Source organism: Streptomyces sp. NPDC019890 (assembly GCF_044903445.1).
In the GTDB taxonomy this organism is placed as follows: Bacteria; Actinomycetota; Actinomycetes; order Streptomycetales; family Streptomycetaceae; genus Streptomyces.
The window spans coordinates 68,845-83,185 of record NZ_JBJDQK010000009.1 but is presented as its reverse complement, the minus strand read 5'-3'; the positions used below and the strand labels follow the sequence as shown (position 1 = coordinate 83,185).

Annotated in this window: 12 protein-coding genes and 1 pseudogene; 9 read left to right on the top strand and 4 right to left on the bottom strand. The window is 69.8% G+C overall.

Going from position 1 to position 14,341, the window contains the following annotated elements; translation table 11 throughout:
- Nucleotides 1-8: 8 nt before the first annotated feature.
- Nucleotides 9-884: an RNA polymerase sigma factor SigF gene (locus tag ACI2LP_RS23925; protein WP_404726552.1), complete on the top strand. Its 876-nt coding sequence runs from the start codon at nucleotides 9-11 to the stop codon at nucleotides 882-884.
- 108 nt (nucleotides 885-992) lie between these two features.
- Here the strand turns inward: ACI2LP_RS23925 and ACI2LP_RS23920 are convergent, their stop codons facing one another.
- Both ACI2LP_RS23920 and ACI2LP_RS23915 read right to left on the bottom strand, forming a co-directional pair.
- Nucleotides 993-1,394, bottom strand: a complete 402-nt coding sequence (locus ACI2LP_RS23920; protein ID WP_404726551.1) for an ATP-binding protein — start codon at nucleotides 1,392-1,394, stop codon at nucleotides 993-995.
- A gap of 46 nt (nucleotides 1,395-1,440) precedes the next feature.
- On the bottom strand, nucleotides 1,441-2,478 hold the full coding sequence (locus ACI2LP_RS23915) for a GDSL-type esterase/lipase family protein (RefSeq protein WP_404726550.1): 1,038 nt from the start codon (nucleotides 2,476-2,478) through the stop codon (nucleotides 1,441-1,443).
- A 264-nt stretch (nucleotides 2,479-2,742) separates the two neighbouring features.
- On the opposite strand from ACI2LP_RS23915, the gene ACI2LP_RS23910 reads away from it, so the two are divergent.
- The 7 genes from ACI2LP_RS23910 to ACI2LP_RS23880 all read left to right on the top strand — a co-directional run bounded on the left by ACI2LP_RS23910 (nucleotide 2,743) and on the right by ACI2LP_RS23880 (nucleotide 10,804).
- On the top strand, nucleotides 2,743-5,007 hold the full coding sequence (locus ACI2LP_RS23910) for a nitrate- and nitrite sensing domain-containing protein (RefSeq protein ID WP_404726549.1): 2,265 nt from the start codon (nucleotides 2,743-2,745) through the stop codon (nucleotides 5,005-5,007).
- Entirely contained in the window at nucleotides 5,000-5,428 is a 429-nt protein-coding gene (locus ACI2LP_RS23905; RefSeq protein ID WP_404726548.1) for a roadblock/LC7 domain-containing protein, read from the top strand. Before ACI2LP_RS23910 ends, ACI2LP_RS23905 begins: the two co-directional genes overlap by 8 nt.
- The gene (locus ACI2LP_RS23900; protein ID WP_404726547.1) at nucleotides 5,425-5,793 is read left to right on the top strand and encodes a DUF742 domain-containing protein; all 369 of its coding nucleotides are present in this window, start codon (nucleotides 5,425-5,427) and stop codon (nucleotides 5,791-5,793) included. The genes ACI2LP_RS23905 and ACI2LP_RS23900 overlap by 4 nt, the downstream gene beginning before the upstream one ends.
- Before the next feature lie 244 nt (nucleotides 5,794-6,037).
- A complete protein-coding gene (locus ACI2LP_RS23895; protein WP_404726546.1) occupies nucleotides 6,038-7,516 on the top strand; it encodes an amino acid permease in 1,479 nt (492 codons plus the stop codon).
- Nucleotides 7,517-7,526: 10 nt separating this feature from the next.
- A complete protein-coding gene (locus ACI2LP_RS23890; RefSeq protein ID WP_404726545.1) occupies nucleotides 7,527-7,982 on the top strand; it encodes an Lrp/AsnC family transcriptional regulator in 456 nt (151 codons plus the stop codon).
- A gap of 249 nt (nucleotides 7,983-8,231) precedes the next feature.
- A complete protein-coding gene (locus tag ACI2LP_RS23885) occupies nucleotides 8,232-9,029 on the top strand; it encodes a carbon-nitrogen hydrolase family protein (protein WP_404726544.1) in 798 nt (265 codons plus the stop codon).
- A gap of 65 nt (nucleotides 9,030-9,094) precedes the next feature.
- A complete protein-coding gene (locus ACI2LP_RS23880) occupies nucleotides 9,095-10,804 on the top strand; it encodes a flavin monoamine oxidase family protein (RefSeq protein WP_404726543.1) in 1,710 nt (569 codons plus the stop codon).
- 82 nt (nucleotides 10,805-10,886) lie between these two features.
- Here the strand turns inward: ACI2LP_RS23880 and ACI2LP_RS23875 are convergent, their stop codons facing one another.
- Entirely contained in the window at nucleotides 10,887-11,591 is a 705-nt protein-coding gene (locus tag ACI2LP_RS23875) for a DUF5995 family protein (RefSeq protein WP_404726542.1), read from the bottom strand.
- A gap of 130 nt (nucleotides 11,592-11,721) precedes the next feature.
- Between ACI2LP_RS23875 and ACI2LP_RS23870 the strand changes: the two are divergent.
- Nucleotides 11,722-12,904: pseudogene (locus ACI2LP_RS23870) on the top strand (alginate lyase family protein).
- A 148-nt stretch (nucleotides 12,905-13,052) separates the two neighbouring features.
- Here ACI2LP_RS23870 and ACI2LP_RS23865 read toward each other — a convergent pair.
- A complete protein-coding gene (locus tag ACI2LP_RS23865; protein WP_404726541.1) occupies nucleotides 13,053-14,264 on the bottom strand; it encodes an MFS transporter in 1,212 nt (403 codons plus the stop codon).
- Nucleotides 14,265-14,341 lie beyond the last annotated feature (77 nt).

Here is a 14,341-nt window from a genome sequence, read left to right as displayed (position 1 = left end):
AGGACGAAGTGTCCACGGCGAGCACGGTCGCGACCGAACTCACACAGCCTGGAACACAGCGCCCGAACATGGCGGAGCTGGATCTTCCGGACGTGCCGAATCCCGGGGAGGTTGCCCCCAGCGACGCACGCCAGATCTCGAAGGTCTTCTTCGTGCGGCTGGCCTCGCTGGAGGAAGGTACCCATGAGCACCAGTACGTTCGGAACACGCTCATTGAACTGAACCTGGCCCTGGTCAGGTACGCGGCAGGCAGGTTCCGCAACCGGGCGGAGCAGATGGAGGACATCGTCCAGGTCGGCACCATCGGGCTGATCAAGGCGATCGACCGGTTCGAGCTGAGCCGCGAGGTGGAGTTCGCGACGTTCGCCGTCCCGTACATCGTCGGCGAGATCAAGCGGTTCTTCCGCGACACGAGCTGGGCCGTCCATGTGCCGCGCAGGCTGCAGGAGTTGAGGATAGATCTGGCCAAGGCGACCGACGAGCTCTCGCAGGAGCTGGACCGCTCGCCGAGCACGGCCGAACTCGCCGAGCACCTCGGGCTGAACGAGGAGGAGGTCATCGAGGGTGTGGTCGCGAGCAACGGCTATACGGCCGGCTCGATCGACATGCCCGTCGACGACGCCTCCGACCATGCGCCGGTGCCGCTGTCGGACCGGCTGGGCGCGCCCGACGCCGATCTGGAGACGGCGGAGAACGTCCAGGCGCTCAAGCCGCTCATCCAGGAGCTCGACGACCGGGACAAGAGGATCCTGCGGATGCGCTTCGGCGAGGAGATGACCCAGTCGGAGATCGGCGTGGAGCTGGGTGTCTCGCAGATGCATGTGTCCCGGCTGCTGACGCGCATCACCTCGCGGCTGCGCGAGGGTCTGCTCGTCGTGGAATGACCCCCCACGGGAGAAGCGGCGTCCCGGCCGACCGGGGCGCCGCTCTGGCATGAGCGTGGGGACTGGGCGCCGCTTCGGCATGAGCTCACGAGCTTGGGCGGGCTGCGGTCAGCCTGCCTGTACGGCGTCCACCGCCGGCCGCTTCCAGGTCGCCTGCACACGCTTGCCGTTCGGCAGCGGGGAGATCTCGACCTGCCCGGCGAGTTTGAGCACCATGTGCCAGCCGAAACCGCCGCCACCAGTGAAGTCGGGCTCGCGCGGCACGGGCGGCAGTGGGCTGGAGTCGTCCATCTCCACCACCAGCTTGTCCTGTCCCGCCGTCAGATGCAGCCGCCACCAGCCGGCGGTGTGCCGTGCCGCATTGGCGACGAGTTCGGAGACGACCAGCAGCACCGCGTCCAGGTCGGCCCAGGGGCAGTGCTGCACCAGAAACTCCGCGGTGGCTCCTCGGGCCCCCGCGCTGTCCCTGTGGGGTGAGTGGTCGATCACCACATGCGGTTCTGCGTTCATCTCCGGTCGCATACCCCACGTGTCGCACCTTTATCAGCCGGTGCTCTTACAAAAGTTTCGTTCTGAGCGCCTCGGCCACCGCGGCCGCGATCACGGCGTGGCCCTCGTCATCGGGGTGCACGCCGTCGGCCAGCTGCCCCGGGCCGATCAGATCCCGTCCCGGCAACAGCGCGAGCCGCTTGTCGCCGAGCCGGCTCGACGCAGCGGACCCAGGGGCCCCGCCGGACCTACCGGACCCGCCGTCCATGCGGTCTCGTACCGCCTGTTCCATGGCTGTACGCAGCTCGGCGAGCGTGGCGCCCAGCCGGTTCGGTCTCTGCTCGGCCCCGGGGCGCAGCACGGGCGAGACCAGGAGCAGTGGGGTGTCCGGATGCCCCTGCCGTACGAGAGTGAGGAATGCGCGCGTCGTCTCGTACAGCAGCGGGGCCGAGAAGGGAATGCCGGTCCAGCAGTTGGTGCCGAAGGCGAGGGTGATCACATCGGCGGGCAGGTCCGAGAGCTGCTCCGCGATGGGAAGTTCGCCCCTGGCCGTGCCCGCGTAGCCGAGGTTGACCGTGTCCAGGCCGAGTAGGCGGCCGGTGGTGGCGGGCCACGAGTGGGCGGGGCGGGTGGACCACCAGCCCTCGGTGATGGAGTCGCCGTGCACCAGCCAGCGAGGCTGCCGGGGTGCGGGCGTGAGGGAGCCGCCGACGCCGCGCAGGCCCCGGATCACGGGGGACTGGGCCTGCGGCGGATGGATCGTGAACGGCGCGTCCGATCCGGTGGGGAGCGGGATGGTGATGACCGCCTCCTCGGCCGGCTCTGTGATCGTCTCGGAGACACAGCGGCCGCCCTGCCAGAGGGCGAAGCAGTGGGCGAGCGCCCGCAGAGCGTCGGTCTCACGCGGTACCGAGGCCCGGTAGCGGAGCTCGACCGACTGCGCGCCCTCGGCGGTGAACTCCAGCCGGACGCCGATGGGCAGTGCAGATCGTTCGGCGGTGTCCCATGGCAGCCGGGCCAGATCCGCCGGGTCGGCGCGCACCGGGCGCCCGTCGTCGAGCCAGGCCACACCGCGGAGAAAGGGTTTGGGGTCGAGCCAGTTCACTGACATTCACCTCGCGAGGACGGTCGGTCTGGGCCAGGGTGTCCGGGGGTCTTCCCCCGGGTAGGCACAGCTGTTGGGCCGGGACTGCGGGGGATGTCCTCCCGGGTTGGGTCGGTTACCTGCAGGAACATTGCGCTGTCCATGCCACTTCCCGTAGCTTGACTGCCCCTACCCGACGGTAACCATCGCAATCAGTTGTCCTATTTGCTCTCTGGGGAGACCATGCGCCGGCGACTGCGCCGACCCACGATCCGAGGACGGATCGTGACCCTGACGGTCGTACCCGTCATCGCACTGATGGCGCTGTGGACGTTCGCCATGGTGTCGGTGACCGGAGACCTGCGGGCCCTGATTCGCGTACAGGGTGTGTACGAGAGTTTCGGCACCCCGGTCGACACGGCCGTCGGCCAGATCCAGATCGAACGACGGATCTCCGCCCAGTATCTGGGCGCGGGACGCAAACAGAGCCCGGTCGCCGTCGCCGCCCTCACCGCGCAGCAGCGCTCGACGGACCGGGCCGTGCGTGCCATGCGCGAGGCGATCGGCAACCAGGAGCGGCGAGGAGACCTGTCCGACCGTCAGCGGCAGTCTCTCGATGCGATGGCCGGCGCCGTCGACGGGCTCGAGGACCTGCGGGACAAGGTGATGGCCCGCACGATCTCCTGGGACGAGGCCGTCGAGGCGTACACCGCAATGGTCGAGCCGACCTTCGACGTGCAGTCCACGCTCACGGCGCTGCAGGCCGGTCAGCTGGCCCGTGAGGCGCAGGTCGTCGTCGAGCTGGTGCGAGTGAGGGAGTTCGTCTCGCACGAGGACGCACTCGTCGCCGGGGCGCGCGCCGCCGGGGAGCTCAGCGATCGCCAGTACGACACTCTCACCGCCACCATCGAGGACCGGCGGGTCTTCCACCGTACGTACGTCGCCGACCTCCCGGACGACTCCCGGCAGCTGTTCACGGACTTCGAGCAGAGCACGGAGTACCGGTCGCTGACCGCGGGCGAGGACGCCCTGCTGCGGGCGGGCGCGTCCGGTGCGGGCAGCGCCATGGCCGCGGACTCCTGGCGCAGCACGACGGATCGCGCGGTCAAGCGCTACATGCTGCTGTGCACCCGGTCGGCGCTCAACACCGCCGACCGCGGCCGGGCCTTCGCCTACCGCGAGATGGTCAAGGCCGCCGTCGTCGGTGTGGTCGGACTGATCGCGGTCGGTCTGTCGATCCGGTTCTCGGTGGTGGCGGGACGGCGCATCTCACGCCGTCTGGAGGAGCTGCGCGACGCCGCCGAACTGCTGGCCACCCGCCAGCTGCCCGAGGTGATGGAACGGCTCGGCGCGGGCGAGGAGGTCGACGCCGCCGCGGCCGCCCCGCCGCTGGACTTCAGCGACGAGTCCCACGGCATCGACGAGATCGGCCAGGTCGGAGAGGCCCTCAACACGGCGCGCCTGGCGGCCGTCGAGGCCGCCGTCAAGCAGGCGACACTGCGCCGCGGCGTCTTCGCGGTACTGCTCAATATCGCCCGCCGCAACCAGGCGCTGGTCCACCGCCAGTCGAAGCTGGTCGACACCCTGGAGCGGCGCACCAGCGATCCGGACACGCTCGAGGACCTGTTCCGGATCGACCATCTGACGACCCGGATGCGCCGCCATGCGGAGGGGCTCATCATTCTCTCCGGTGCCACGCCCGGACGCCGCTGGCGCAAGCCGGTGCCCGTCGTCGACATCGTGGCTGCGGCGGTCGGCGAGATCGAGGACTACACCCGTGTCGTGGTGCCGCCGATGCCGTCCGTCGGCATCAGCGCGGAGGCGGTCGCCGACGTGGTCCATCTCGTCGCCGAACTGGTCGAGAACGCTGCCGTGTTCTCCCCGCCGCACACCCAGGTGACCATGCGGACCGGGCAGGCCCGTAACGGCTTTGTGCTGGAGATCGACGACCGCGGTCTCGGCATGGACGCGGAGGAACTGGAGCAGGCGCACGGGACGCTGGCCCGTCCCCGTGACTTCGACCCGGCGCAGGACGAGCGCCTCGGTCTCTATGTCGTCGGCGTGCTCGCCGAGCGGCACGGCATCGGGGTCACGCTCACCAGGTCCCCGTACGGCGGCACCACGGCCGTGGTGCTGCTGCCGCACACGATCCTCGCGCCGGTCGACCAGCCGCCCGCCGCGGAACCGGAACAAAGGCCGCGGCCCGTGCGGCCCGTGCCCGCCGCGCGGGCGCTCGAGGCCGTGCCGCCGGTGCACGACCGCGTCGCCGAGGAGCCCCCACCGGCGCCGTCGGACGGGACGGGCCCGCCGGTCCACGGGCTGCCGACCCGGGTGCGCCAGGCCTCGCTCGCAGCCCCGCTGCGCGATGCGCCCGCCACCGAGCCGGCGGGCTCCGAACGTGAGGTGTCCGCGGAAGAGATGCGCTCGATCTTCGGGGCTTTCCAACGGGGCCTCGACCGCGGCCGCAAGGGCGATACGGTCGGCTCCGAGTCGGCGGGTTCCGCACCGCGCCCCCGTACGACAGATGAAGGGACGGCCGACGATGGCTGACGAAAACACCGGCGACCAGTCGGGCCTCGGCTGGCTCCTCGACGATTTGCTGGCCAGAACCGACCACGTCCGCCAGGCGGTGCTGCTGACGGCGGACGGCCTGGTCAACTGCGCCTCCCGGGGCATGGTCCGCCGGGACATCGAGCATCTGTCCGCCGTGTGTGCGGGCTTCCACAGCCTCGCCAAGGAGACGGGCGACCGCTTCCAGGCCGGGAACGTCCGGCAGACCATGGTCATGCTCGACAACGCCTTCCTCTTCATCACCCCGGCCGGTGACGGCAGCCGGCTCGCGGTGCTGTCCGACATCGAGACCGACGTCGGACAGCTCGCCCACGAGATGGCGCTGCTGGTCAAGCGAGTGGGACGGCATATGGCCGTGCCCACCCGGTCGGCCGCCGAGGCCGCCACGCCCGACCCGTGAGCGACCACTGGTACGAGGACGAGACCGGGCCCCTGGTGCGGCCGTACACCGTCACCCGGGGCCGGACCCGTCCCGCCTCCGAGCACCACATCGATCTGATGTCCCAGGTCACCGCCCTCGATACGGTCGATCCCGAGCCACGGCTCGACCATGCCCGCAGGTCGCTGCTCGAGCTGGTGCGCCGTGAGCCGCGCCCCGTCGCGGAGGTCGCCGCCGATGCGGACCTGCCGCTGACTGTCGTACGCGTCCTGCTCGCCGATCTCGTCGACGCCGGCCTCGTCAAGGTCAGCGCCCCGGTCACCCACGAGGGCCTCGACGACCCCGATCTGCTGCGCGAAATCGTTGCTCGTCTTCGGGAGCTGTGAGGGTCTCGTTCATCCGAGCGCAATGTTTCCCCGTGGCGCCGGTCAGCGCGCAATGATCGTCCGCGGATGCGCAACAACGATGCATTACGGGCTGTAGCCGACGGCTCATAGGCTCAGGCCCCGAACCTGGAGTGGCGGTGGACCGTCTGCTCGGCGGTCCCCCTCATGCACGGGCACATCCGTCATGCCCGTGGGCCGCAGCCGGTCACCCGTCGCCGACCCGCAGCCATGAAGGAGCCCCGCAGTGCTGGACCACGGCGAAGCCCCACCCACGACCGAGCAGGCCACCGCCCCGAGCCAGGGCGCGAGCCAGGGCTTCGGCGCCCGGCTGATGCGGCGCAAGCCCGTCGAGACCCTGGTCGCCGAGGGCGGCCAGGGTGAGGGCGGCACACTCCGCCGCTCGCTCACCATGTGGCAGCTCACGATGATCAGCATCGGTGCCACCCTGGGCACCGGCATCTTCGTCGTACTCGGCGAGGCCACGCCGCTGGCCGGCCCGGCCGTCGCCATCTCGTTCGTCATCGCAGGCCTGACCGCCTTGTTCTCTGCGCTCTCCTATGCCGAACTCGCCGGTTCCATACCGGTCGCCGGCTCTTCGTACTCGTACTCGTACGCCACCATGGGCGAGGTCGTCGCCTGGATCTGTGGATGGTGTCTGATCCTGGAGTACGGCGTCTCGGTCGCGGCCGTGGCCGTCGGCTGGGGCGAATACCTCAACGAACTGCTCGACGGCACCATCGGTGTGACCATCCCGGCAGCGATCTCCGCTCCGCTGGGCGAGGGCGGCTTCATCAACCTGCCGGCGCTGGTCGTCGTGCTGCTTGCCATGGTCTTCCTGATGGGCGGCGCCAAGGAGAGCGCCCGGGTCAACTCGATCATGGTCGGTGTGAAGATCGTGACGCTGCTGCTCTTCATCGGCATCGGCTTCATGGGCATCAAGGCCGGCAACTACACCCCGCTCGCCCCGCTCGGCGTCACCGGGATCAGCGCCGCCGCGGCCAGCCTCTTCTTCTCGTACATCGGCTTCGACGCGGCCTCCACCGCCGGTGAGGAGGCCAAGAACCCCAAGCGGGACCTGCCGCGCGCGATCATGCTGTCGCTGCTGATCGTCACTGTGCTGTACTGCCTGGTCGCGCTCGTCGCCGTCGGCGCCATGCCGTGGCAGGACTTCGAGGGCACCGAGGCGGCCCTGGCCCAGATCATGAAGGACGTCACGGGCCAGAGCGTCTGGGGCGTGGTGCTCGCCGCGGGCGCGGTCGTCGCCATCGCCTCCGTGGTCTTCGCCGTGCTCTACGGCCAGACCCGCATCCTGTTCGCGATGTCCCGCGACGGCCTGGTCCCCAAGCTGTTCGCCAAGGTGAACCCGCGTACCGGTGCCCCGCGCGCCAACACCGTCATTGTCTCGATCTTCTGCGGTGCCCTCGCGGCCTTCATCCCGCTGGGCGAACTGGCCAACGCCACCAGCATCGGCACCCTCTTCGCCTTTGCACTGGTCAACGTCGCCGTGGTGATCCTGCGCTACAAGCGCCCCGACATGAACCGCACGTTCAAGGTGATGCTCTTCCCGGTCACCCCGATCCTCGGCTTCCTCTTCTGCGGCTACCTGATGTACACGATGCCGAGCACCACCTGGATGGTCTTCGGAGGCTGGATGATCGTCGGCCTCGTGTTCTACTTCGGTTACGGCATGCGCCGCTCCCGACTGGCCACGGCAGAGAAGTGATCCACCCGCAGTGCGACTGAACGATCTCGACGAACGCATCGTCCACGCCCTCGCCGAGGACGCCCGCCGCTCCTATGCGGACATCGGCTCCGAGGTCGGCCTCTCCGCGCCCGCCGTCAAACGGCGGGTCGACCGACTGCGCGCCGAAGGTGCCATCACCGGATTCACCGTTCGGGTGGACCCGGCGGCGCTCGGCTGGGAGACCGAGGGTTACGTCGAGATCTACTGCCGCCACAACACCTCGCCCAACGACATCCGCCGCGGCATGGAGCGCTATCCAGAGGTCGTGTCCGCCTCCACCGTCACCGGTGAGGCGGACGCGATCGTCCAGGTATTCGCCTCCGACATGCGCCACTTCGAGCGGGTGCTCGAGCGGATCGCGGGCGAGCCGTTCGTGGTGCGCACCAAGTCGGTGCTGGTGCTCTCCCCGCTGCTGCGGCGGTTCTCGTCGGGCGCGCCCGCCTGAGCCGAGGGAACCCGAGGCGTCAGGGGCCCTCCCCCGCCCGGCGGGGGAGGGCCCAGTCGGCTGCCGCCGCAGCCGCAGGGCGGTACGACCGTGGTCTGACGGAGCAGCGCGCAACGAATCACCGGCAGTGCCTCCGATTGCGCAATGGATCGACCATCGGCGCGCAACGCTCGCGCCTTGTCCGGGCAGACGCCCGAACGTACCGTCGTAAATGTCTTCCTCATCCCTGCACACCGCCGAGGTCAGCCCATGCCGCCGCTGCGCACCGCACTGCTCCAGAGTTCCGGCCGACCGGGCTCGGTCGCCGAGAACCTCAAGGTGCTCGACGATGCCGCGAGCAATGCCGTTGCCGCCGGCGCCCGGCTGCTGGTCTGCCCCGAGATGTTTCTGACCGGGTACGCGATCGGCGACGAGGTGCCGGTGCTGGCCGAGCCTGCCGACGGCCCCGGAGCCCGGGCCGTCGCAGAGATCGCCGGCCGCCACGGCATCGCGGTGATGTACGGCTACCCCGAGCGGGACGGCGAGAAGATCTTCAACTCCGGGCAGCTGATCGGCCCCGACGGCGTCAGCCTCGCCAACTACCGCAAGACTCACCTCTTCGGCTGCTTCGAGCAGCAGTGGTTCACCCCGGGGGAGCAGCCCGTCGTCCAGGCGGAGCTCGACGGGATCACGATCGGCATGCTGATCTGCTACGACGTGGAGTTCCCGGAGAACGTACGGGCGCATGCACTCGCCGGCACCGATCTGCTGCTGGTGCCCACCGCGCAGATGCATCCCTTCCAGTTCGTCGCCGAGTCCCTCGTGCCCGTGCGGGCCTTCGAGAACCAGATGTACATCGCGTACGTCAACCGGACGGGCCCGGAAGGGGAGTTCGAGTTTGTCGGCCTCAGCTGCCTGGCGAGCCCCGACGGAACGACCCGCGTCCGGGCCGGTCGCGGCGAGGAGCTGGTCGTCGGCGAGGTGGACCTCGCCCTGCTGAGCGCCTCACGCAAGACCAATCCGTATCTGCGTGACCGCCGCCCCGGTCTCTACGCGTCCCTGATCTGAACCCTCCCCGCTCGGAAGCCCTCCCCGCTCGCCGCACACGCTTTGTCGCAAGGAGTCCGTACCTCATGACGTCCACGGTGCCCACCACTGCTGTCCAGCACACCGACGAGCAGCCGCCGATCACCATGTTCGGTCCGGACTTTCCGTACGCGTACGACGACTTCCTCGCCCACCCGGCCGGCCTGGGCCAGATACCGGCGACCGAGCACGGCACCGAGGTCGCGGTCATCGGCGGTGGACTCTCCGGCATCGTCGCCGCGTACGAGCTGATGAAGATGGGCCTCAAGCCCGTCGTCTACGAGGCCGACCAGATCGGCGGCCGGCTGCGCACCGTCGGCTTCGACGGCTGTGATGACGAGCTGAGCGCCGAGATGGGCGCCATGCGCTTCCCGCCCTCCTCCACCGCGCTGCAGCACTACATCGACCTGGTCGGCCTGACCACGCAGCCCTTCCCCAACCCGCTCGCCCCTGTCACCCCGTCGACCGTCGTCGACCTCAAGGGCGAGTCGCACTACGCGGAGACCATCGACGACCTGCCACAGGTCTACCGCGACGTGATGAACGCGTGGAACGCCTGCCTCGAAGAGGGCGCCGACTTCTCCGACATGAACCGCGCCATGCGCGAGCGCGATGTGCCCCGCATCCGCGAGATCTGGGCGAAGCTGGTGGAGAAGCTCGACAACCAGACGTTCTACGGCTTCCTCTGCGAGTCCGAGGCCTTCAAGTCCTTCCGGCACCGCGAGATCTTCGGCCAGGTCGGCTTCGGCACCGGCGGCTGGGACACCGACTTCCCCAACTCCATCCTGGAGATCCTGCGCGTCGTCTACTCCGAGGCCGACGACCACCACCGCGGCATCGTCGAGGGCAGCCAGCAGCTGCCGCTGCGGCTCTGGGAGCGCGAGCCGGAGAAGATCGTGCACTGGGCGCAGGGCACCTCGCTGTCCTCCCTGCACGACGGTGAGCCGAAGCCGGCCGTGACCCGGCTGCACCGCACCGCGGGCAATCGGATCACCGTCACCGACGCCGCCGGTGACATCCGCACCTACCAGGCGGCCGTCTTCACCGCGCAGTCCTGGATGCTGCTCTCCAAGATCGCCTGTGACGACTCGCTCTTCCCCATCGACCACTGGACGGCGATGGAGCGGACCCACTACATGGAGTCGTCCAAGCTGTTCGTACCGGTCGACCGGCCCTTCTGGCTGGACAAGGCCGTCGACAGCCAGGGAAACGCGACCGGCCGGGACGTCATGTCGATGACGCTGACCGACCGGATGACGCGCGGCACCTATCTGCTGGACAACGGTCCGGACAAGCCGGCCGTCATCTGCCTCTCGTACACCTGGTGCGACGACAGCCTCAAGTGGCTGCCGCTGTCCGCGAACGAGCGGATGGAGGTCATGCTCACGTCGCTCGGCGAGATCTACCCGAACGTCGACATCCGCAGCCACATCATCGGCAACCCGGTCACCGTGTCCTGGGAGAACGAGCCGTACTTCATGGGCGCGTTCAAGGCGAACCTGCCCGGTCACTACCGCTACCAGCGGCGGCTGTTCACCCACTTCATGCAGGACCGGCTGCCCGCGGACAAGCGTGGCATCTTCCTCGCGGGTGACGACATCTCCTGGACGGCGGGCTGGGCCGAGGGCGCCGTGCAGACCGCGCTGAACGCGGTGTGGGGCGTGATGGCCCACTTCGGCGGTACGACCGACCCGAGCAACCCCGGCCCCGGTGACCTGTACGACGAGATCGCTCCGGTCGAGCTGCCGGAGGACTGAGACCAACCGTCCGGGGCCGGCCGCGATCCGGCCGCCCCCGGACGGTGTTCAACTGCTCGGGCGCCGGCCCCATCAGGCCGACTTACGGCCAGGGTGTGAGCAGGCAGCGGCCGACGAGGCCGACGCCGGCGTCGAGGCGCTGCGTGAACTCCTCGGCCAGATCCGGGAGTTTCCGCACTCCCCAGAGCAGCCGCGCCGCCGACCAGGCTCCGTCGCGGGCCCGCTCCAGGCTCCAGGAGCCGAGCAGATGCGTGAGCGGATCGGCGATCTCCAGCAGGTCGGGTCCCGGCATCAGATCCTCCCGGATGCGCTCCTCAAGGAGCGTGAGGATGTCACCGACGCGGTCGAACTCTCCTTCCAGATCGGCCGGTTCGCAGCCCAGCGCACGACAGGTGTCCACCACGGCGAGCGCCAGATCGTGCCCGATGTGGGCGTTGATCCCGGCGAGCGCGAACTGCAGGGGCCGTACGCCGGGATGGCGCCGGTACTGGAACAACGGCCGCCAGCAGGCCGGCGGGCGGCGTCCGGCGGCCGCAGTGTCCACGGCCGTGAGATATCGCCGGGCGAAGAGGACATCGAGTGTGACGGCGGCACGCCGGTCGGCGAACTCGCCACCGTCGATGCGCCGGCCGATCTCCTCGGTCACCGCCAGATAGACCCGGTTGAAGACCGCGAGCCCGTCCGCCGCCGGCCAGTTCGCGCGGAACGAGCGCATGCGCTCCACCACGGAGCCGACCGGGGGAGGGCTGCGGTCGGCCCGTGTGTCGAACTGTTCCGTCTGTGCCATTCAGGCAGCGTCCCAGCCGACCGCCCGATGACGCGGTGACGGGCCGGGGCTTCCCCGGAACGGGGGAGTGGCCCTACGCTCGCACGGTCTCGTTCATGAATCCCGTTCACATATCTGATGGGAGTGCTCGATGACCGGAAGACCCCGACGCCCCCCGGGAGTTCTGCTCACCGCTGTGGCCGCCTGTGTCACCGTCCTGGTGCCGATCGCATCGTCGCAGGCCGCCGCCGTGTCCGGCCCGCACCGGGTGCCGAAGACGGTGGTGATCGACGGAGATCGGCTCCAGCAGGCCAAGGCGCGGCTCGGCCACGGCGATCCGGCACTGCGGAAGGCCGCCAGAAGTCTGGTCGCCCGCGCGGACGGCTGGCTCGGGCAGGGACCTTGGACCGTCGTGGACAAGCCCAAGCCGGCGCCGAGCGGCGACATGCACGACTATCTGAGCCAGGCGCCCTACTGGTGGCCCTCCCGGCCCAAGACGCCCGAGAATCCATGGGGTTGTCCGTACGTCCAGCGCGACGGCGAGCGCAATCCCGAGGTCGACACCGGCACCGACCGCCCCGATATCGGCAAGGTCGTGAACTCGGTGACCACGCTGAGCCTCGCCTGATACTACACCGGCAAGAAGCAGTACGCCGAGCACGCGTCGAAGATCCTGCGCACCTGGTTCGTGGATCCGGCGACCCGGATGAACCCCCATCTGAACCACGGCCAGTTCATCCCCTGCAAGTACGACGGCCGGGCGATCGGCATCATCGACTTCTCGCAGCAGTACACCAGCGTCCTGGACGCCATCGCGATCCTCGACACCGGGGCGCCCGGCTGGTCGAAGGGTGACCGGGCCGGCATACGGGCGTGGAACACCGCCTTCCTGGACTGGCTGGTGAACTCTCGCTTCGGCAACGAGGAGGCGGCGGCGAAGAACAACCACGGGACCTTCCACGGACGGCAGCCAGCCGCAGGAGCTCGCGCGGACCCGCAGCTGGCACTACTCGACCTTCGATCTGGTCGCGTACACCCGGCTGGCGGCGATCGGCTCGCACGTGGGCGTGGACCTGTGGGCCTATCGGGGGCCGCAGGGGCAGAGCCTGTTCAAGGCGGTGGAGTATCTGCTGCCGACGGCGACGGGTTCGGTTGCGTGGCCGCATCCGGAGCTGGAGTTCTACCGGTACGCGGCGAGCGACGTGGTCCACGCGGCGGCGGACGCGGGCGACGTCGGGGCGCGGGCGGCGGTTTTGCGCTTGGAGGCGCCGCCGGGGGGTGACGTGTGGGCGTTGCGCCCTGCGGCGGAACAGCTCGACTCGATCGCGGGCTGATTCATTGGAGCCCGTCCGGCGATTGAGGACATGCGGCCGAAGGTCGCATGTGGGGGTCCGGGGGCGGAGCCCCCGGTGGCGGGGTCCAGGGGCGGAGCCCATGGTTCGGGAAGGGGCGGGGTGGGGAACTGTTCGCCTCTGCTCGGGCTCAGCGCCGCGGCTCCGCAACCGCCTCCGCCGACCCCGACTCCACCCTCCCGCCGCCCCCCGACCGCAGCACCCCCGCCCCCACCACCAAGCCGCAGGCCAGCGCCGTCACCAACCCGAACGACACCACCAGGCTCGTCGCGTCCGCGACCGCGCCGATCGCCGAGGGGGCGATCAGGCCCGAGGTGTACGTGATCGTGGCGACGCCGGCGATGGCCTGGCTCGGGTTGGGGCCGCTGCGCCCCGCCGCCGCGAAGGCCAGGGGTACGACGACCGCGACACCGAGCCCGATGAAGGCGAAGCCGGTCATCGCCACGGCCGGATGCGGCGCCACGACCACCAGGAGACCGCCCGCGGTCGCCAGCACCCCGCCCACCCGAACCGTGCGCACCGATCCGAAGCGGTCCACGATCCGGTCGCCCACCAGCCGCGCCATCGCCATCGTCAGCGCGAAGGCCGTGGTGGAAGCGGCCGCCAGCCCGGCCGATGTGTCCATCACATCGCGCAGATAGACCGCCGACCAGTCCAGACTCGCACCCTCCGCGAACACCGCGCAGAACCCGACCGCGCCGATGAACAGCGCCGACTTCGGCGGCAGTGCGAACGTCGGCGGCGGCTCCTCGTCCGGCGCGCTGCGCAGGTCCAGTACGCCCTGACAGGCGATCAGCCCGAGCGCCGTGAGCGTCGCGGCCGCGATGGCATGGTGCAGGCGGGCGTCGCTGCCCAGATGCGCGGCGAGCGTGCCGCCCGCCGCGCCGATCAGCGCGCCGACGCTCCACATCCCATGCAGCCCGGACATGATCGAGCGGTGGAGCCGGTTCTCGACCTCGACGCCCTGCGCGTTCATCGCCACGTCCGACATTCCCGCCGTCGCTCCGTACACGAAGAGCGCGCCGCAGAGCATGAGCGGATTCGACGCGAAGGACGGCAGGATCAGTGAGAGGGTCCACAGGGCGAGCAGACCGCGCAGGGCGTTGCGCGCGCCGAAACGGTGGCTGACCGCGCCGGCCAGCGGCATCGCCACGGACGCGCCCAGCGCGGGGAAGGCGAGTGCCAGTCCGAGCTGTCCGGCGCTGACCCCGGCATGGTCCTGGATCCAGGGGATACGCGTGGCGAAGCTGCCGGTGACCGCACCGTGCACACAGAAAACGGCAGCGACGGCATACCGCGCCCGCTTCAACTGCCGAGTGCCGAAGACGACTTCGTACGCCATGCCGATGCCCCTCCGTCGACCTTTTGAGTAAACTATCAGGAACCCTGCCTGATAAATAGTGGCGGCAGGCATCTGGA